Source organism: Pseudomonas sp. Irchel 3F3, assembly GCF_900187545.1.
GTDB lineage: Bacteria > Pseudomonadota > Gammaproteobacteria > Pseudomonadales > Pseudomonadaceae > Aquipseudomonas > Aquipseudomonas fortuita.
Genome location: NZ_FYDS01000022.1, coordinates 1 through 17,948, shown reverse-complemented (window position 1 = coordinate 17,948; position 17,948 = coordinate 1). Strand labels below are relative to the sequence as shown.

Sequence of the window (17,948 nt, the reverse complement as noted above, 5' to 3'; positions counted from 1 at the left end):
AGAAACCCTAAACTTGGCTCAGCAATCTCAAATGACTATGTGATTTCTCGCATGGTCACTTGTGATGCTGATAATCTTTTTGACTATCAGTCCATACTCACAAGCACCCACACGAATTGCTTGATTCAATTTGTTAAAGAGCGTTTGGTTAAGATCTTTTCGTCTCAACCGAGGCGCGCATTCTACGCCTTCCTCAGAGCCTGTCAAGCGTTTATTTTGAAGTTTTTTGCGAGAAACGCGTTTAGCTTCAAACACTTAACTCAACTGGGTGGCTAGTTCTACTTCGCTGCCCCGTTGGAATGGTGCGCATTATAGGGCGGTCCTGCAGAAGGTCAACCTTTAATTTCAATGATTTGAAAAATGACTGGCGGAGTCACTTAAGGGCTATCACGCGCCCCACCAATTGCGCACTATATTGCTCACTCCACACACCGCCCAAGGATCGCCGCACCTAAATGAACACCCAACCCCGCGGCCTGGCCGCCACCCTCTTCCCGATCGGCCTGCTGCTTATTGCCATGGCATCGATCCAGTCCGGTGCCTCCCTGGCCAAAAGCATGTTCCCCATCATCGGCGCACAAGGCACCACTGCACTGCGCCTGATTTTCGCCAGCATCATCATGCTGCTGCTATTGCGCCCGTGGCGGGTACGCATGACCGCCACCACCCTACGCAACGTGGTCATCTATGGCATGGCGCTGGGTGGCATGAACTTCCTCTTCTATATGGCACTGCAAACCGTTCCGATCGGCATCGCCGTGGCCTTGGAGTTTACCGGCCCTTTGGCGGTGGCAATCTTCTCCTCGCGCCGACCGATCGACTTCCTGTGGATCGCCTTGGCGATAGCCGGACTGCTGCTGTTGATGCCGGCTGGCCACAGCGGCCAGGCACTCGACCCGGTGGGGGCTGCTTATGCTTTGGGTGCTGGCGTATGTTGGGCCCTCTATATCCTGTTCGGGCAGCGTGCCGGCGCCGAGCATGGTATGCAGAGTGCGGCCCTGGGGGTGGTGGTAGCCGCCCTGTTCGTAGCGCCGATAGGTATCGCACACGCCGGCAGCGCACTGCTCACACCTGCGTTGATCCCCGTGGCCCTGGCCGTTGCGGTGCTGTCCACCGCCCTGCCCTACAGCCTGGAAATGGTTGCACTCACACGCATCCCGGCGCGCACGTTCGGCACCCTGATGAGCATTGAACCTGCATTCGGCGCACTGTCCGGCCTGCTGTTCCTCGGCGAGGTGCTGACGCTCACCCAATGGCTGGCGATTGGAGCAATCATCGCCGCTTCGGTTGGCACTACCCTGTCCATGCGCAAGGAGCCCGCCCCGGTTGTTGCGGCAGATTGATATGAGAAATATTTTCATTTGAGACAGGATTAGTGATTGTAGCCACCCGCCTCGCTGATTAAGCTGTCATAAAATCATCATCTTTACGCTATCTACTGGACCAAACACGGACGCTGGGGATATTTTCAGGAAGAAGCGAAGCGATAACGACAGGGCCAGACAACTGATCCGCCCTGCATTTAAGGACAGGAATGAAACGTATTTTTCTTATCCTGGCCATCTTGGCTATTGCTGGATGTGCCGCTACAGCCAAGACTGAGGTCAAAAGGGGCAAGAAGGGCCTGCATATCAATTGCTCAGGTCTTTCCTCTTCATGGGACAACTGCTACAGCAAGGCCGCGACCTCGTGCAGCACACGCGGCTACCGGGTCGTTGCACGCTCGGGCGATAGCGATGAAGAGGCCGGTGACTACTTGTTCGGCATCAACCCGGCGGGGTACACCAGCCGCAGCATGATCGTCATCTGCAAGTAGAAGAAAGGGCAGCTCACAGGCTGCCCTTTTTCATTTGCCCTTACAGGGGCTCGGTACGCACCTGCAGCCAGGCCAGCGCATCACCCTTGAGCAGCGGTGCCAGGCGTTCACGCACGTTCGCGTGGTAGCCGTTCAGCCACTCCACCTCTTCCTTGGCCAGCAGCTCGGGCAACAGGCAGCGGGTATCGATCGGGCACAGCGTCAAGGTCTCGAAGCATAGGAAGTCACCAAAGGCACTCTTGCCTGCTTCGCGGTTGACCACCAGGTTCTCGATACGCACGCCCCACTGCCCCGGGCGATACGTACCCGGCTCGATGGAGCTGATCATGCCCAACTGCATCGCCGTCTGCGGTGTGGGTGCCGCCTGGTAGGCAATCACTTGAGGCCCTTCGTGCACGTTCATGAAGTAGCCAACACCATGCCCGGTACCGTGGCCATAATCGACCTGGTCAGCCCAGATTGGCGCCCGGGCAATGGCGTCGAGCAACGGCGACAGTATTCCTCGCGGGAAGGTGGCACGCGACAGGGCGATCATGCCCTTGAGTACCCGGGTGCAGTCCTGCTTCTGTGCGTGGCTGGGGTTACCGACTGGCACCATACGGGTGATGTCGGTGGTGCCACCCAGGTATTGCCCGCCAGAGTCGATCAGCAGCAAGCCATCCCCCTCAATGACCGCATGCGACTGCTCGGTGGCACGGTAGTGTGGCATGGCGCCATTGCCATTGAAGGCGGCAATGGTTGAAAAACTCAGCGACACGAAGTTCGGACGCCGGGCACGTGCGGCACTCAATTGCTCGTCGACTGTCAGCTCGGTAATGACCTCCTGGCGAAGGTTGGCCTCGAACCAGGCGAAAAACTCGCACAAGGCCGCACCGTCCTGCTCCATGACATGGCGGATATGCACCAGGTCATCGTCACCTTTGCAGGATTTGCTCAGGCTGGTGGGGTTGAGCCCCTCGACCAGCACCACCTCTGCCGCCAGGTTGCCCAGCAGGCCGCAGGTGACACGGGCAGGGTCCACCAACAACCGCGCCCCCACCGGAACAGCGGCCAAGGCGTTGCCTGCCTCGCTATAGTCGCGCACCTCGATGCCGTCCACCGCCAGCACCTGACGCAAATGCGCGTCCACCTTGTCCTGGCCCACGAACAGAATGGCCTGCTGCTGACTGATCAAGGCAAAGGCCAGGAAAACCGGGTTGTACGAAACATCACTGCCACGCAGGTTGAACAGCCAGGCGATGTCATCCAGGGTTGCAATAAAGTGCCAGTCGGCCCCTTTGGCCTGGAGGCCCTGGCGCAATTGCGCGAGCTTTTCCGCCCGGCTTACCGTGGCGTGCGGCGGCAAGTGCTGGTACACCGGGTTGGCGGGCAGCGCTGGGCGCCCTTCCCAGACCTGGGCTAGCAGGTCCTGGTCGGTCACCAGCCTTGCCCCACGGGCCTTGAGCCGCTCACCCAGCTGGCGCGCCGACGCCAGCGCCATGACGGCCCCATCCACCGCGACGTTGCCATCGGGCTCGACATTATCGCCCAGCCACTCCAGCGCCCCAGGCTTGCCGGGTAGCAGCTTCATCAGTTCGATACCGCTACCAGCCAGCTCGTGATCCGCTTGCTCCCAGTACCGGCTATCGACCCACAACCCTGCAAAGGCGGGCGTGACTACCAGCGTGCCGACCGAGCCGTGAAAACCCGAAAGCCACTGGCGCCCCTGCCAGTAACCGGGCAGGTATTCGGAAAGGTGGGGGTCGGCCGAGGGTACCAGCAAGGCATCGATGCCCCCTGCGGCCATGGCCTGGCGCACGTGCGCCAGTCGCTCTGGCACGCTTTGCTCAAGGGTGGTCTGAACGTTCATGCGCTCTCCTGCGGCTACATCACGGTTAATCCAGTACCCGATAATGGAACAGCCGCCAGAGCGCTGCAATCGCGGCGACCAAGACACGGCATGCATTGCCCGCCACGCCCTGTGCCAACAGGACGCTTCCTACAAACGGACAGGACCACCGATCAAGTCCCGCTGAACTTCCCCAAAACACCGGCTTCAGACACAGTACATTCATTGCACACAGGCAAATGACCATGCCCAGTGCCTGCGACCGGAAAACCGGCGTGGTGTTGCTCGACACCCGCGAACATACGCCAGAACATGAGCATGCCGTGCACCTCAAGCTCGCCGATGGCCTGGCAGGCCTGCTCGGCTGCCCGCACATACACCCCCCCCCATTCAACAACCGCCGCTGACAGCTATTATTACTTGCCTACCGAAACCCTGATCGAGCCAAAACGCCATGCCGCCATGGGCATCCGCAGCGAGCAGGACCTGTTCGGCGGCCTGGTCGCACACCCTTACATGGCGACCAAGGCAATCTCCCACCCGTTGCCGGCCGGAGCCAGCTTTCCGCCAGGCTGGACCGATGACTTCGCCCGACAGGCAAGCGACGCTCTGCTGCGCGGCTATACCGTTTTCAGCAAAGCCGATGCGCGCACCGCCGCTCAGTTGTTATTGCTCGACGGCCCCCTGAGGGTCAAGCCCGTGCTGGCCTGCGCAGGCCGAGGGCAGCAGGTCATCTCAACGGCGAGCGCGCTAGAGCCACTGCTGGCCGCCATGGATGACCAGGACCTGGCACTGTGGGGGCTGGTACTCGAAGAAGATCTGAGCGACGTGCAAACCTTCAGCGTTGGCCAGGTGCGTGTCGCCGGCCTGACCTGCAGCTATCACGGCACCCAGCAACTGACCCACGATCATCAGGGCACCGAGGTGTATGGCGGTTCTGACCTGGTAGTAGTACGTGGTGACTATCAGGCGCTGCTGCAACTGCCGCTGGAAGACCACCTGCGCCTTGCCATCAACCAGGCCATGGCCTACGAGCAGGCTGCCGAGCAGCACTTCCCTGGCTTCATCGCCTCGCGGCGCAACTACGACATCGCTCGCGGCCTGAACCCTCAGGGCCACCTGCGTAGTGGCGTGCTCGAACAATCCTGGCGCCTGGGCGGTGCGAGCAGTGCCGAGCTGCTGGCCCTGCAGGCTTTTGCCGATGATCCGGCATTGCAGCGGGTGCGAGCCTCCACGCACGAAGTATTCGGTACGCCCGACCTGCCCGCTGACGCCACCCTCTTCTACCAAGGAAACGACAGTGAACTCGGACAACTCAGCAAATTTGCACGGATTCGCGAACATGGCCGTTCAGAGTGAAACCGTTGAACTGCAAGTCGACAACGACAGCATTGTCGGCACGCTGGTCAGCCCTGGGAGCAAGATGCCAGGCATCCTCTTCGTGCACGGTTGGGGCGGCAGCCAGCAGCGTGATCTGGCCCGTGCCCGACACATCACCGGGCTGGGCTGCGTGTGCATGACCTTCGACCTGCGCGGCCATGAAAAGACCGAAAGCCAACGCCTGACGGTCACCCGTGAACAGAACCTGCAGGACCTGCTGGTGGCCTACGACCGGCTGGTCAGCCATCCAGCCGTAGACAGCAGTGCCATCGCCATCATCGGCAGCAGCTATGGTGGCTACCTGGCAACCTTGCTGACCCGCGAGCGGCCAGTCAGATGGCTGGCCCTGCGCGTACCCGCCATGTATTGGGACGACGAATGGAACACCCCCAAGCAAACCCTCGACCGCCAACGCCTGAATGCCTACCGCCAGCGATCGCTGGGCCCGGCAGACAATCGCGCACTGGCGGCGTGCGCCGAATTCGGCGGGGATGTGTTGCTGGTGGAGTCCGAGCAGGACGACTATGTGCCGCACAGCACATTGATGAGCTACCGTTCGGCATTCGTCGGCGCCCACTCGCTCACCCATCGCATCGTCGACGGTGCCGACCACGCGCTGTCCAGCGAAGCGAGCCAGAAGGCCTACAGCTCGATCCTGGCAGCGTGGATCAGCGAAATGGTGATCGGTGCCCGCCTGGACCGCTACCCGCACTATGCCCCCTGGTATGCCTGAGGCTCACCCCACCTCGCACTGCAGACCACCATCGGCGCCGCGCACCAGGCTGCGCAAGGCCTGATAGGCGGCAAAGTTTACGCCACGCGCCTGATGCTGACCCAGCAGTTCAAGGAAGGGTTCCTCGACGAAGTACTCAGCCGCCGCTACCCAAGCTTGGCGTGACTGCCACTGCAGGTACTGGAGCACCCGGCTGCCATCGTCACTGGCCTGGATGCTGACACCCTGCAGCCCTTCACAGCGCGTGGCCAGCGCTTCGCTGCGCGCCACCAACGCCAGGGCCAGCGCTTGCTGGCACATGCTGGGCACTTCATATTCGATCATTTGGGTGAACCACAGGGCATGAGGGCTTGCCGACATCGACGTTCTCCTGATTACGGACGCATGCTTCGCGATGCCGAGCAGGGTAAAACCTCAAGTGAAGTCAAGGTCAAGTGGTTTCTGCCTGCCCCTGGCCTGATACCGCAAAACGCCGCCGGTAGTCACTCGGGGTCAGGCCAGTGATGCGCTGGAACACCTTGCGAAACGCGCCCGGGTCCTGGTAACCGACACCCCAGGCGATCTGTTCGACGTTGCGCCGGGTGAATTCCAGCAAACGGCACGCCCGCCCCACCCTCACCTGCTGACAATACTCGGTCGGTCGCAACCCGGTAGCGGCACGAAAGCGCCGCAGAAAGGTGCGGGCTTCCAGCCCTGCACACGCAGCCATGGCGGCGAGGTCGGCTTCCTGCCCGCCACTGCCCTGCAACCAGTGCTGCACTTTCAGCACCGCCTCGTCACCGTGGTCCAGACGCGGATTGAACACAGCCCCAGGCAGCGGTGCCGCGACCGGGTCGACGGCGAGATAGCGGGCAGTCTCCCGTGCCACCGTAGGCCCCAAAAAACGCTCCAGCAAGCGCAAGCCCAGGTCAGTCCAGGCCATAAGCCCGGCCGAGGTCACGATATCACCGTCATCCAGCAATGGCTGCTGAGACTCTACTCGCACCTTGGGGAAGCGCTGGGCTAGCGCCTGCACGTAGTTCCAGTGCGTGCAGGCCGGGCGACCGTCGAGCAGGCCGCTGGCGGCAATGAAGAACACACCGATACACACCGACGCCAGTACCGTACCGTGCCCGTGCAGCTGGCACAGCGACGCACGGTGACGTTCGAGCAGCTCGGCTTGTGGAGCCGACTCCAGGCTCGGCGGAATGACCAGTACACGCAGGCCCGGCGCGGCGACCGCCGGGCTATCCGGGGCAGGCAGCAACTGCCCCGCCTCATCTGCCTGCCAGAAGCTGACACGAATGTGCGGCAGTTCGACGGCCCCCAGCTCCGCCACAACCCGGTTGGCCACCAGGAACAGGTCAGCCAGGCCATGCACAGCGGCGCGCTGCACGCCGGGGTACAGCAGCAGGCCGATGTCCAGGCTGGCGAGGGTGTCAGTTTTTGCCTGCATAGTGTCGTTCGCGCCAATCCTCAGGTCAGTGCACACAGCCTATAACTAACGTCTCCCGACGACTACTGCCACAGGAGGCAGCATGAGCAAGCAGGCGCTGATCATCATCGACATCCAGAACGACTACTTCCCGGGCGGCAAGTGGCCCCTCGTGGGCGCCGACCAGGCGGCCGACAACGCCGCCCGGCTGCTGGCGGCGGCGCGCCAGCGCGGCGAGCTGGTGGTACATGTGCGGCATGAATTCGACAGCGTCGATGCACCATTCTTCGCGCCCGGCTCGCTGGGTGCGGCCATTCACAGCAAGGTCGAGCCGGTAACAGGTGAACCGGTGGTGCTCAAACACAAGGTCAACGCCTTCCTCGGTACCGACCTTGAGCTCACGCTGGACCGGCATGGCGTCGAAGCCCTGACCATCGTTGGCAGCATGAGCCACATGTGCATTGACGCCGCTACCCGCGCTGCAGCTGACCTGGGCTACACGGTGACCGTGGCGCATGATGCTTGCGCTACCCTGCCACTGGAGTTCAATGGCAAGCAGGTGCCGGCTGCGCAGGTGCATGATTCGGCTATGGCGGCCTTGGCGTTTGCCTATGCCTCGGTGGTGAAGACGGATGAGCTACTGAAAAACTGATCGGGTTAACGCTCTTCAGGGAGCGGGCTGGGCAATCGGCTACAGGTATCGCTGCAGGCATCAGGCTTGCCCGATGCCTGCAGCGACTCAAATCACCACATTGCGCACAAATCTCACCGCAACCCCAGCATCATTACGGTAGGCGTACCGGCAATTGCTGGGAAACACATGAAACTGCCCCACCTGCAGGCAATGCTCGATCCCTTCGATAATCAGCGTCAGTTGCCCTTCAGCCACATAGATCTGCTCGCTCCAGCCTTCGGCATCAGCCTCGCTGGAATAGCACTCGCCCGGTGCAAGGGTCCACTCCCAAAGCTCCACCTCACGCCGTGCCGCACTGCTACCCAGCAGCACTGCCCGGCTCTGCGGGTATACCCCGGCCCAGGCCAATTCCTCGATGCGGCCGGGGTCGCGCTGGTCAGGCGCCTGAATCAGGGTGCTGAACGCCACCCCCAAGGCTTCGGCGATCAGGTCGAGGGTAGTCAGGCTGACGTTCTTCTCGCCTGCCTCGATCGCCACCAGCATGCGCCGGCTGACGCCTGAGCGCTCGGCCAACGCCGTCTGGCTCAACCCGCCAGCGTTGCGCAGGCTGCGTACGTTGAGGCTCACATGCTGCAGCACCGATGCCCGATGCGAAGTATCTTTGTGCACTATATTGCTCACTGGTCAAGATTGCGCAGTATACTGCCCACTTTGCGGCGATTGTGCGCCGCCCCCTCCGAGTGCGCAAGACCATGAGCCAGGCCCGCAACACACCCACCCCCGCCGTTACCTTCCGCCTGAGCAAGGCAGAACTGGTGCTGGTGTTCATCACCATGTTGTGGGGCGGCACCTTCCTGCTGGTGCATAACGTAATGACCGTCAGCGGCCCGATGTTCTTCGTCGGCCTGCGCTTCGCTGCGGCAGCGCTGTTCGTGGGCGTGGTTTCGGCGCGGGCGTTGCCCGGGCTGACCTTCACCGAGCTCAAGGCCGGCCTGCTGATAGGCGTGTCGATCATGCTCGGCTACGGCCTGCAAACCATGGGTCTGCAGACCATCAGCAGCAGCCAGTCGGCGTTCATCACTGCGTTGTACGTGCCGTTCGTGCCGCTGTTGCAGTGGCTGGTGCTGGGCCGCCGGCCTGGCCTGATGCCCAGCATCGGCATTTGCCTGGCGTTCATCGGCCTGATGCTGCTGGCCGGCCCGGAAGGCGGCAGCCTGCACTTCAGCGAGGGCGAGGTGGTTACCCTGGTCAGCGCCGTCGCCATCGCTGCCGAAATCATCCTGATCAGCCGTTACGCCGGCCAGGTCGATGTGCGCCGGGTCACCGTCGTGCAACTGGCGACCGCTTCGCTGCTGGCGTTCCTGATGATCGTACCGACCCAGGAACGCATCCCCGACTTCTCCTGGCTGCTGCTGGCCAGCGCAATAGGCCTGGGTGCCATGAGCGCGGTGATCCAGGTGGCCATGAACTGGGCGCAGAAGTCGGTCTCGCCCACCCGCGCCACCCTCATTTATGCCGGTGAACCGGTGTGGGCCGGGATCGTCGGGCGCATCGCCGGCGAACGCCTGCCGGGCGTGGCGCTGCTCGGTGGCCTGCTGATCGTGATCGCGGTGGTGGTCAGCGAACTCAAGGTACGCCGCCCCCGCGAAACCGTCGAAGCACACGACGTCCAGAGTGAAGGCGAGCGCCAGACCGGCCTGTAAAGATGACAACAGCGACTATGCTTTGTAAAAAACTGTTATAAAAAAACAGCTTGTCACAGCCTGTTTGTAGGATTCTGCGACAGCTTGCGTGTTGGTGATCACTTCCCCGGCACGTATGATCTTTGCAAACTTCTCCAGAATAGGCCCCTATGTCATTGATAGTGCTATTGCTTCTGCCGTTCGTGGGCAGTTGCCTGGCAGCCGTGCTGCCGCACAACGCACGTAACGCCGAGTCCATTCTCGCCGGGCTCGTGGCCTTGGTCGGCACCGTCCAGGTAGCACTGCTGTACCCTCAAATTGCCCACGGGGGCGTGATTCGCGAAGAATTCCTCTGGCTGCCCAGCCTGGGGTTGAACCTGGTACTGCGCATGGACGGCTTTGCCTGGCTGTTCTCGCTGCTGGTGCTGGGCATCGGCACACTGGTGTCGCTGTATGCGCGCTACTACATGTCGCCACAGGACCCGGTGCCGCGTTTCTTCGCCTTCTTCCTGGCCTTCATGGGCGCCATGCTCGGCCTGGTAATCTCCGGTAACCTGATTCAGCTGGTGTTCTTCTGGGAACTGACCAGCCTGTTCTCATTTCTTCTTATCGGTTACTGGCACCACCGCGCTGACGCCCGCCGCGGCGCCTACATGGCGCTCATGGTGACCGGCGCGGGTGGCTTGTGCCTGCTGGTGGGTGCCCTGCTGCTCGGCCATGTGGTCGGCAGCTATGACCTGGACAAGGTCCTGGCTGCCGGCGACACCATCCGCCAGCATGCGCTTTATCCGGTGCTGCTGCCCCTGATCCTCATTGGCGCGCTGAGCAAAAGCGCACAGTTCCCCTTCCATTTCTGGCTGCCCCATGCCATGGCAGCGCCCACTCCGGTATCGGCCTATTTGCACTCTGCCACCATGGTCAAGGCCGGGGTATTCCTGCTAGCGCGGTTCTGGCCGGTGCTGTCAGGCAGCGAAGAGTGGTTCTGGATCGTCGGCGGTGCCGGCGCCCTCACCCTGCTGCTCGGCGCTTTCGCCGCCATGTTCCAGAACGACCTCAAGGGGCTGCTGGCCTATTCAACCATCAGCCACCTGGGGCTGATTACCCTCCTGCTGGGCCTGAACAGCCCGCTGGCCGCGGTCGCCGCCGTGTTCCACATTCTCAACCACGCCACCTTCAAGGCCTCGTTGTTCATGGCCGCCGGCATCATCGACCACGAAAGTGGAACCCGCGACATCCGCCGCCTCAGCGGCCTGATCCGCCTGGTGCCATACACTGCCACCCTGGCCATGGTGGCCAGCGCCTCGATGGCCGGCGTGCCGCTGATGAACGGCTTCCTGTCCAAGGAAATGTTCTTCGCCGAAACGGTGTTTATCAGTTCCACTGCCTGGGTCGAAGCAACGTTGCCGGTGATCGCCACCCTGGCCGGTACCTTCAGCGTGGCCTACGCCCTGCGCTTTACCGTGGATGTGTTCTTCGGTCCCACCGCCCAGGACCTGCCCCACACCCCGCACGAGCCGCCACGCTGGATGCGTGCTCCGGTCGAGCTGCTGGTACTCACCTGCCTGGTGGTGGGCATCTTCCCCGCCCAGTCGGTCGGTCCGCTGCTGGCCGCCGCAGCCCTCCCGGTAGTAGGCGGTACTTTGCCGGAGTACAGCCTGGCGATCTGGCATGGCTGGAATGCGCCACTGATCATGAGCCTGGTGGCCATGAGCGGCGGCATCGTGCTGTACCTGCTGCTGCGCAAGCAACTGCGCCTGGGCCGCTTCCCCTACCCACCGTTGATCGAGCGTTTCAATGGCAAGCGCCTGTTCGAGCACGGGCAGGTTCACCTGATGCTGCTGGCGCGGCGCATCGAACGCCTGTTCACCACCCGCCGCCTTCAGTCGCAGCTGTTCATGCTGGTGCTCGCGGCCTTCCTCGCCGGCCTCACGCCCATGCTCTACAGCGGGCTCAGCTGGGGCGACCGGCCTAAGATCCCGGGTTCCGGCGTGTTCGTCGCGCTGTGGCTGATCGCCATCGCCTGTGCCATCGGCGCCGCGTACCAGGCCAAGTACCACCGCCTGGCAGCACTGATCATGGTCAGTGTCTGCGGCCTGATGACCTGCATCACCTTTGTCTGGTTCTCCGCACCCGACCTGGCCCTGACCCAGCTGGTGGTCGAAGTGGTCACCACCGTGCTGATCCTGCTTGGCCTGCGTTGGTTGCCACGGCGTATCGAAGGGGTATCGCCGCTACCGGGCAGCCTGGAGCGTGCGCGCATGCGCCGCCTGCGCGACCTGCTGCTGGCGGTGCTGGTGGGTGGCGGGATGGCCTTGCTGTCCTACGCCATGCTGACCCGGCCGACCCCCAACGACATTTCCTCGTTCTACCTGAGCCGTGCACTGCCCCAAGGCGGCGGCACCAATGTGGTCAATGTCATGCTGGTCGACTTCCGCGGCTTCGATACCCTCGGTGAAATCACTGTGCTGGTGGCCGTGGCGCTGACCGTGTTCGCCCTGCTGCGGCGCTTCCGCCCGCCCAAAGAGAGCATGCAGTTGCCTGCGCAACAACGCCAGCTGGCGCGTGACGTGGTCACCGACCTGATCAACCCGCGGCATGCCACCGACACCGCCCTGGGCTTCATGATGGTGCCTGCGGTGCTGGTGCGCCTGCTGTTGCCAATCGCCCTGCTGGTGTCCATGTACCTGTTCATGCGCGGCCACAATCAGCCAGGCGGCGGCTTCGTCGCCGGCCTGGTGATGTCGGTGGCGTTCATCCTGCAATACATGGTGGCGGGCACCCAGTGGGTGGAGGCGCAGATGAGCCTGCGCCCACTGCGCTGGATGGGCACCGGGTTGCTGTGCGCCACCCTGACCGGAATCGGCGCCATGCTGCTGGGCTACCCGTTCCTGACCACCCATACCGCCCACCTGCACCTGCCTTTGCTCGGTGATGTGCACGTGGCCAGCGCGCTGTTCTTCGATGTTGGCGTGTACACCGTGGTGGTCGGCTCGACCCTGCTGATCCTCACTGCCCTGGCGCACCAGTCGGTGCGCGCCTACCGCCCGGGCAATTCATCGAAAACCAGCCAAGCAGGAGCCGCCTGATGGAAGAAGTCATTGCAGTCGCCATCGGCGTGCTGGCCGCCTCGGGGGTGTGGCTGATTCTGCGCCCGCGGACCTACCAGGTAATCATGGGCCTGTGCCTGCTGTCGTACGGCGTAAACCTGTTCATCTTCAGCATGGGCAGCCTGTTCATCGGCAAGGAGCCCATCATCAAGGAGGGCGTCACGCAAGACCTGCTGCACTACACCGACCCGTTGCCTCAGGCCCTCGTGCTTACGGCCATCGTCATCAGCTTCGCCATGACGGCGCTGTTTCTGGTGGTGTTGCTGGCCTCGCGCGGCCTGACCGGTACCGACCACGTGGATGGCCGGGAGCGTGACGAATGAATGGCATGAGCCAACTGATCGTCGCGCCCATTCTCCTGCCACTGGTGACGGCAGCGGTAATGTTGCTGCTGGGCGAGAAACATCGGCGTATCAAGGCCCGGCTCAACCTGCTGTCGACCTTCGCCGGCCTGGCCATCGCCGTCAGCCTGCTGCTGTGGGTGCGCACCCAGGGCCAGGCGGAATCGATCGGCGTCTACCTGCCGGGCAACTGGCCAGCACCGTTCGGTATCGTCCTGGTGGTGGACCACCTGTCGGCATTGTTATTGACCCTCACCGGTGTCATCGGCTTCAGCGCCCTGCTGTTTGCCCGCGCCCGCTGGGACGGTGCCGGGGCCAGTTTCCATGCGTTGTTTCAGATTCAGCTGATGGGGCTTTACGGCGCCTTTCTCACCGCCGACCTGTTCAACCTGTTCGTGTTCTTCGAGGTGCTGCTGGCAGCCTCCTATGGCTTGCTGCTACATGGCTCGGGGCGTGCGCGGGTACGAGCCGGCCTGCACTACATTGCCATCAACCTGTTCGCTTCGTCGCTGTTCCTGATCGGCGCAGCGATGCTGTATGGGGTAACCGGCACCCTGAACATGGCCGACCTGGCGCTGAAGATTCCACTGGTACCGGAGGCGGACCGCGGCCTGCTGCATGCCGGCGCGGCGATCCTGGCCATGGCCTTCCTGGTCAAGGCCGGCATCTGGCCGCTGAACTTCTGGCTGGTGCCGGCCTACGCCTCAGCCAGCGCGCCGGTAGCCGCGTTGTTCGCCATCATGACCAAGGTCGGCCTTTACGCCCTCCTGCGCCTGTGGACGTTGCTGTTCTCCGGGCAGGCCGGCGCATCGGCGCATTTCGGTGGCGAGTGGCTGGTGTACGGTGGCCTGGTCACCCTGGCGGTGGCTGCAGTGTCGATCCTGGCCGCACAGCGCCTGGAGCGCATGGCAGCGCTCAGCATCCTGGTTTCGGCCGGCACCCTGCTCGGCGCCGTCGGTTTTGCCCAGTCGGCGGTGACTGGTGCGGCGCTGTTCTACCTGGTCAACTCGACCCTGGCGCTGTGCGCGCTGTTCCTGCTTGCCGAACTGGTCGAACGCTCGCGCTCGGCCAACGAAGTGCCGCTGGACGAAGAAGAAGACGCCATGCCGCCACCGCTGGAGTCGTTACACCCGCCCAAAGGTATCAACCTCGACGACGAGCAGAAGGTGGTGATTGGCCAGATCATCCCCTGGACCATGGCGTTCCTCGGCCTCAGCTTCATCGCCTGCGCCTTGCTGATCATAGGTATGCCGCCGTTGTCAGGCTTCGTCGGCAAGCTCAACCTGATCAGCGCACTGTTCAACCCGCAAGGCCTGGGCGTGCCGGCCGAGCAGCCGCTGAGTGCGGCGGGCTGGGGCCTGGTGGCGCTGCTGATCCTGTCCGGCATGGCCTCGCTCATCGCCTTCGGCAGGGTCGGTATCCAGCGCTTCTGGAAACCCGAAGAGCGCCCGTCGCCAGTGCTACGCCGCTATGAGTGCCTGCCCATCGTCATCCTGCTAGGCCTGTGCATCATCCTCAGCCTCAAGGCCGAGCCGTTGCTGCGCTACACCCAGGACACCGCTGCCAGCCTGCAGGCCCCCGATGCCTATATCGAAGCCGTGATGGCCGCACGGCCGATTTCTGGGCCCACCTCGCTCGACGTACAGGTGCAGCCATGAACCGACTGTTCCCCGCCCCGCTGCTCTCGGTTTCGCTATTCGGCCTGTGGCTGCTGCTGAATCTATCGGTCAGCCCTGGCAACCTGCTGCTAGGTGCCGTACTCGGCGTGCTGGCGCCACTGCTGATGGCGCCGCTGCGCCCACAGCATGCCCACGTGCGTCGGCCAATCGTCATCGCCCGGCTGATTGGCCGGGTAGGCATGGATGTGATCATGTCCAATTTGCTGGTGGCCCGTGGCGTCCTGCGTGCCGGCAAGCAACCACCACGCTCGGCGTTCGTGCATATTCCGCTGGCCCTGCACGACGCACATGGGCTCGCGGCACTGTCGATGATCACCACTGTAGTGCCCGGCACGGTCTGGTCCGAGCTGGCGCTGGACCGCAGCGTATTGCTGCTGCACGTGTTCGACCTGGAGGATGAGGCTGCCTTTATCCAGCACTTCAAGGACACCTACGAACGCCCGCTGATGGAGATATTCCAATGACAGGCCTGCTCGCCAACGCTGTCCTCGCCAGCCTGTTCATCTTCACCTTGGCCATGGGCCTGGCGCTGGTCCGGCTGTTCCGTGGCCCGTCCGCCCAGGACCGGGTGCTGGCGCTGGACTACCTTTACATCCTGGCCATGCTGACCATGCTGGTGCTGGGAATCCGTTATGCCAGTGACACCTACTTCGAAGGTGCCCTGCTGATTGCGCTGTTCGGCTTCGTCGGTTCGTTTGCCCTGGCGAAGTTTCTGCTGCGCGGTGAGGTAATCGAATGACCGAAACCCTGGTACTGCCCTTCTGGCTGGAAGTGGTCACCGCCGCGCTGCTGCTGGCCGGCAGCCTGTTCGCGCTAGTCGGAGCAATAGGCCTGGTGCGCCTGAAGGATTACTTCCAGCGCATGCACCCACCTGCGCTGGCGTCGACCATTGGCGCCTGGTGTGTAGCGCTGGCTTCGATCATCTACTTCTCGTGGCTCAAGGAAGCCCCGGTCCTGCACGCCTGGCTAATTCCCATTCTGCTGTCGATCACCGTGCCGGTCACCACGCTGCTGCTGGCCCGGGCGGCGTTGTTTCGCAAGCGCATGTCTAAAGAGCCAGTGCCTGAAGAAGTCAGCAGCGGCCGCGACCGGGGCAACTGAAGGGCTGCCGTCTCAGCCTTGGCTGAGGCGCTGCAGCTCCCGCCGCACCATGGCGACATAAGGGGGCGGGCCGAGTTGGTACAGCTCACCCGCGACCCAGTTCAACCATGCGCCTTGCAGCTCCCCACGCCTGCCCAGCAAACGTTCGGCCTCAGCCACAGCATCCGCCTGGTGCAGCCGATGAAATTCGACACGCGAGGCAGGTGCACTATCGCTGTCGGTCATTCACTGGCCTTGAAGGTGGTCAGCTCGCCTTTGCGCCATTTGGCAACCTTGCCGGTCACCGCCTTGAGCAATTTGCCCAGGCCTTCCTGCACCTGCTGTTGCGCGGCGAAAACCAGCATTACGCCGTGCCCCTCGCGCAACACGATGCCCTCGCCTTGAGGTACCGAGACGAAGGCATAATCGCCCACGCCATACACATTCAGTTTGATATCGCGAAAGCGCATTTCCAGCTTGCCACCTTCGCGGCTGGGCAACACGGCAGCGCGGAAGTGGTCGCCGACTTTCAGTTCGAGGCGCTGCTTGTCATCGACCACCAATGCGTTTTCGGTGTCGATCTCGGCCATGTAAAGGCCTTCAGGAGTTTGTTCGGTAACGTAGATAAAACGACCCTGGAACAGCTGGGCCAATTTACCGCGCAAGTCGCCCAAGGCGAACAACGCATGGGTATCAAGTGTGCTGACTGCCAATGAAGTAATCCTCAACCGGTTACAACCCGCCCTCCCCCAAGCTCGGGGAGGCACGGCCATTTCTTATCGATAGGCGAAAAGAGTAATAAAGCGATATGCGAAATGTCTGTGCCCGCTGACGATGCAGCGTGCAGGAATCTTTACTCTGGTTTGCCAGATTCGCCCTCAACCGAAGGCGTTTGGCTCATTCCCGGTTTGGGAAGCGTGATGCCTGAGACCACTCACCAGAAAACGCAACCATGGGGGTGAGCCTGCAAGAAGACAAGCCCTGGCATCCATGTGCGCATTACTGTGGGACAAATATGCCCGAAAACACCGAAACCCGTCGAGAGGCAATAAACAATTTCAGGCAGCCAGGCCTTTCTCAAGTTGCTGCTGCCAGGCAGCCTGACACTCTATTGCTTCTTCACGCGTAGCGAAAGCGGTGCCCCGGCGCTCGCCATTGACCAGCACCACCCAGCAGATGCGTTTGCCCAGCGCCTGCAAGGTGGCTGGCACACCCGAACCTATCATCACGGCTACATCGACCCGGCTATTCATCCTGCCCTCCGGCATTTAGTTAGCACCCTAACGATAAAGCCATGATACGCCTGCCCGCCTGGAGAAAACAGCGCTTCGCGGTACAGCAGTGTTACGCGCTGGGCAACAAAACCGGTACCTGCAAGAAACGCGAAAAGCCCCAGGGATCGCTCCGTGGGGCCTGGCACCGCGCGCGGGGTTATACCTGGCGCTGGTGACGGTCGAGCTGCTCGTGGCGCTCCTGGGCTTCGATGCAGTACTTGGTGGTCGGGCTGATCAGCAGGCGCTTCAGGCCAATGGGCTCACCGCTGTCATCGCACCAGCCGAAGCTCTCGTCGGAGATACGATCCAGGGCCATTTCCAGCTGGGGCAACAAGCGCTGGTCGCGGTCGATGGCATTGACCAGCCAGCTACGCTCTTCTTCGACCGAAGCCACATCGGCGGGGTCCGAAGGAGTGTCCAGGCCTTCGATGGTGGCACGGCTGAGCTCGATGCGTTCATGGGTTTCGACTTTCATCGACTGCAGCAGGCCAGTGAAGAAAGCCAGCTGGTCAGCGTTCATGTAGTCATCGGCCGACATGGCCAGCAACTGTTCCTTGGTCATCGATTTCTCTATGAAAAAATGTGCATTGGGGCGATTCGGGTGCCGCCGACGCCTTGGCATCGGCAGCGGAAATTTTCAAGCGCCAACCGGCACTCTTTTACAGGGGGCGGCAGTCTAAGGCGCCACGTCGCGTGGAGCAACTGCAATCGGGTGCAAATTTGCTTCCAGTGCTTACAATCCGCCGGTCGGCACCCCAGGTCTGCTGCATAGCCAGTAGTAAACAGTATTTCTGGCTGCGGCCGTGTCGCCGGCTTTCGATCTTGCTCTTGATCTTGCTCTTCGCGACTTCAGGAGGCCGAACGCAGGCCTTGCGGAGGGAGGTGACGGGCATGGATGCCCGTCAAGCGCTGGGCCCCAGGATGGGGCCTGCAGCGCGGTCCTCCCGGGAGCGAGGCCGGAGTGAGGGAACCCCGGAGCG

18 protein-coding genes and 3 pseudogenes are annotated in these 17,948 nt (G+C 62.4%); 13 read left to right on the top strand and 8 right to left on the bottom strand.

The genetic code is table 11. The features are described 5' to 3' along the window. The 3 genes and pseudogenes from CKW35_RS28460 to CKW35_RS27465 form a co-directional block, all read left to right on the top strand. Positions 1-276: pseudogene (locus CKW35_RS28460) on the top strand (hypothetical protein); the annotation flags it as partial. Positions 277-455: 179 nt separating this feature from the next. Next, complete coding sequence (gene rhtA, locus CKW35_RS27470; RefSeq protein WP_016485839.1) at positions 456-1,343, top strand: threonine/homoserine exporter RhtA; 888 nt, start codon at positions 456-458, stop codon at positions 1,341-1,343. Positions 1,344-1,534: 191 nt separating this feature from the next. Further along, the gene (locus tag CKW35_RS27465; protein ID WP_016485838.1) at positions 1,535-1,816 is read left to right on the top strand and encodes a hypothetical protein; all 282 of its coding nucleotides are present in this window, start codon (positions 1,535-1,537) and stop codon (positions 1,814-1,816) included. Between the two features lie 40 nt (positions 1,817-1,856). Here the strand turns inward: CKW35_RS27465 and CKW35_RS27460 are convergent, their stop codons facing one another. After that, a complete protein-coding gene (locus tag CKW35_RS27460) occupies positions 1,857-3,665 on the bottom strand; it encodes an aminopeptidase P family protein (protein ID WP_016485837.1) in 1,809 nt (602 codons plus the stop codon). Between the two features lie 218 nt (positions 3,666-3,883). Between CKW35_RS27460 and CKW35_RS27455 the strand changes: the two are divergent. Next, a pseudogene (locus CKW35_RS27455) lies at positions 3,884-5,003 on the top strand (DUF3182 family protein). Next, on the top strand, positions 4,987-5,757 hold the full coding sequence (locus CKW35_RS27450) for a S9 family peptidase (protein ID WP_016485835.1): 771 nt from the start codon (positions 4,987-4,989) through the stop codon (positions 5,755-5,757). The pseudogene CKW35_RS27455 and the gene CKW35_RS27450 overlap by 17 nt, the downstream one beginning before the upstream one ends. Here CKW35_RS27450 and CKW35_RS27445 read toward each other — a convergent pair. Both CKW35_RS27445 and CKW35_RS27440 read right to left on the bottom strand, forming a co-directional pair. Beyond that, a pseudogene (locus CKW35_RS27445) lies at positions 5,736-6,117 on the bottom strand (antibiotic biosynthesis monooxygenase). The gene CKW35_RS27450 and the pseudogene CKW35_RS27445 sit on opposite strands and share 22 nt — an antisense overlap. Before the next feature lie 70 nt (positions 6,118-6,187). Next, positions 6,188-7,192: a GlxA family transcriptional regulator gene (locus tag CKW35_RS27440; RefSeq protein WP_095117311.1), complete on the bottom strand. Its 1,005-nt coding sequence runs from the start codon at positions 7,190-7,192 to the stop codon at positions 6,188-6,190. Between the two features lie 82 nt (positions 7,193-7,274). Between CKW35_RS27440 and CKW35_RS27435 the strand changes: the two genes are divergently transcribed. After that, on the top strand, positions 7,275-7,823 hold the full coding sequence (locus tag CKW35_RS27435; RefSeq protein WP_016485833.1) for a cysteine hydrolase family protein: 549 nt from the start codon (positions 7,275-7,277) through the stop codon (positions 7,821-7,823). Positions 7,824-7,910: 87 nt separating this feature from the next. Here the strand turns inward: CKW35_RS27435 and CKW35_RS27430 are convergent, their stop codons facing one another. Then, complete coding sequence (locus CKW35_RS27430) at positions 7,911-8,474, bottom strand: helix-turn-helix domain-containing protein (protein ID WP_016485832.1); 564 nt, start codon at positions 8,472-8,474, stop codon at positions 7,911-7,913. Between the two features lie 83 nt (positions 8,475-8,557). Here CKW35_RS27430 and CKW35_RS27425 point away from each other — a divergent pair, with 83 nt between their 5' ends. The 7 genes from CKW35_RS27425 to CKW35_RS27395 all read left to right on the top strand — a co-directional run bounded on the left by CKW35_RS27425 (position 8,558) and on the right by CKW35_RS27395 (position 15,715). Then, positions 8,558-9,508, top strand: a complete 951-nt coding sequence (locus CKW35_RS27425; RefSeq protein ID WP_016485831.1) for a DMT family transporter — start codon at positions 8,558-8,560, stop codon at positions 9,506-9,508. A gap of 149 nt (positions 9,509-9,657) precedes the next feature. Beyond that, positions 9,658-12,573: a monovalent cation/H+ antiporter subunit A gene (locus tag CKW35_RS27420; RefSeq protein ID WP_016485830.1), complete on the top strand. Its 2,916-nt coding sequence runs from the start codon at positions 9,658-9,660 to the stop codon at positions 12,571-12,573. Next, positions 12,573-12,917: a Na+/H+ antiporter subunit C gene (locus CKW35_RS27415; protein ID WP_012315281.1), complete on the top strand. Its 345-nt coding sequence runs from the start codon at positions 12,573-12,575 to the stop codon at positions 12,915-12,917. Before CKW35_RS27420 ends, CKW35_RS27415 begins: the two co-directional genes overlap by 1 nt. Next, positions 12,914-14,593, top strand: a complete 1,680-nt coding sequence (locus tag CKW35_RS27410) for a monovalent cation/H+ antiporter subunit D (RefSeq protein ID WP_023049016.1) — start codon at positions 12,914-12,916, stop codon at positions 14,591-14,593. The genes CKW35_RS27415 and CKW35_RS27410 overlap by 4 nt, the downstream gene beginning before the upstream one ends. Continuing rightward, a complete protein-coding gene (locus CKW35_RS27405) occupies positions 14,590-15,078 on the top strand; it encodes a Na+/H+ antiporter subunit E (protein ID WP_023049015.1) in 489 nt (162 codons plus the stop codon). The genes CKW35_RS27410 and CKW35_RS27405 overlap by 4 nt, the downstream gene beginning before the upstream one ends. Further along, a complete protein-coding gene (locus tag CKW35_RS27400) occupies positions 15,075-15,353 on the top strand; it encodes a K+/H+ antiporter subunit F (protein ID WP_016485827.1) in 279 nt (92 codons plus the stop codon). The genes CKW35_RS27405 and CKW35_RS27400 overlap by 4 nt, the downstream gene beginning before the upstream one ends. Beyond that, entirely contained in the window at positions 15,350-15,715 is a 366-nt protein-coding gene (locus CKW35_RS27395) for a Na+/H+ antiporter subunit G (RefSeq protein WP_016485826.1), read from the top strand. Before CKW35_RS27400 ends, CKW35_RS27395 begins: the two co-directional genes overlap by 4 nt. A gap of 12 nt (positions 15,716-15,727) precedes the next feature. Here the strand turns inward: CKW35_RS27395 and CKW35_RS27390 are convergent, their stop codons facing one another. The 4 genes from CKW35_RS27390 to CKW35_RS27375 form a co-directional block, all read right to left on the bottom strand. Continuing rightward, positions 15,728-15,940 carry a hypothetical protein gene (locus tag CKW35_RS27390; RefSeq protein ID WP_016485825.1) on the bottom strand — a complete coding sequence of 71 codons (213 nt, stop codon included), beginning with the start codon at positions 15,938-15,940 and terminating at the stop codon, positions 15,728-15,730. Next, positions 15,937-16,407, bottom strand: a complete 471-nt coding sequence (locus CKW35_RS27385; RefSeq protein WP_033732504.1) for a hypothetical protein — start codon at positions 16,405-16,407, stop codon at positions 15,937-15,939. Before CKW35_RS27385 ends, CKW35_RS27390 begins: the two co-directional genes overlap by 4 nt. Positions 16,408-16,752: 345 nt before the next feature. Beyond that, entirely contained in the window at positions 16,753-16,947 is a 195-nt protein-coding gene (locus CKW35_RS27380; protein ID WP_016485823.1) for a hypothetical protein, read from the bottom strand. Positions 16,948-17,125: 178 nt separating this feature from the next. Continuing rightward, positions 17,126-17,530 (bottom strand): TraR/DksA C4-type zinc finger protein, encoded by a 405-nt coding sequence (locus CKW35_RS27375; protein WP_016485822.1) that lies wholly within the window; start codon positions 17,528-17,530, stop codon positions 17,126-17,128. Positions 17,531-17,948: the final 418 nt, after the last annotated feature.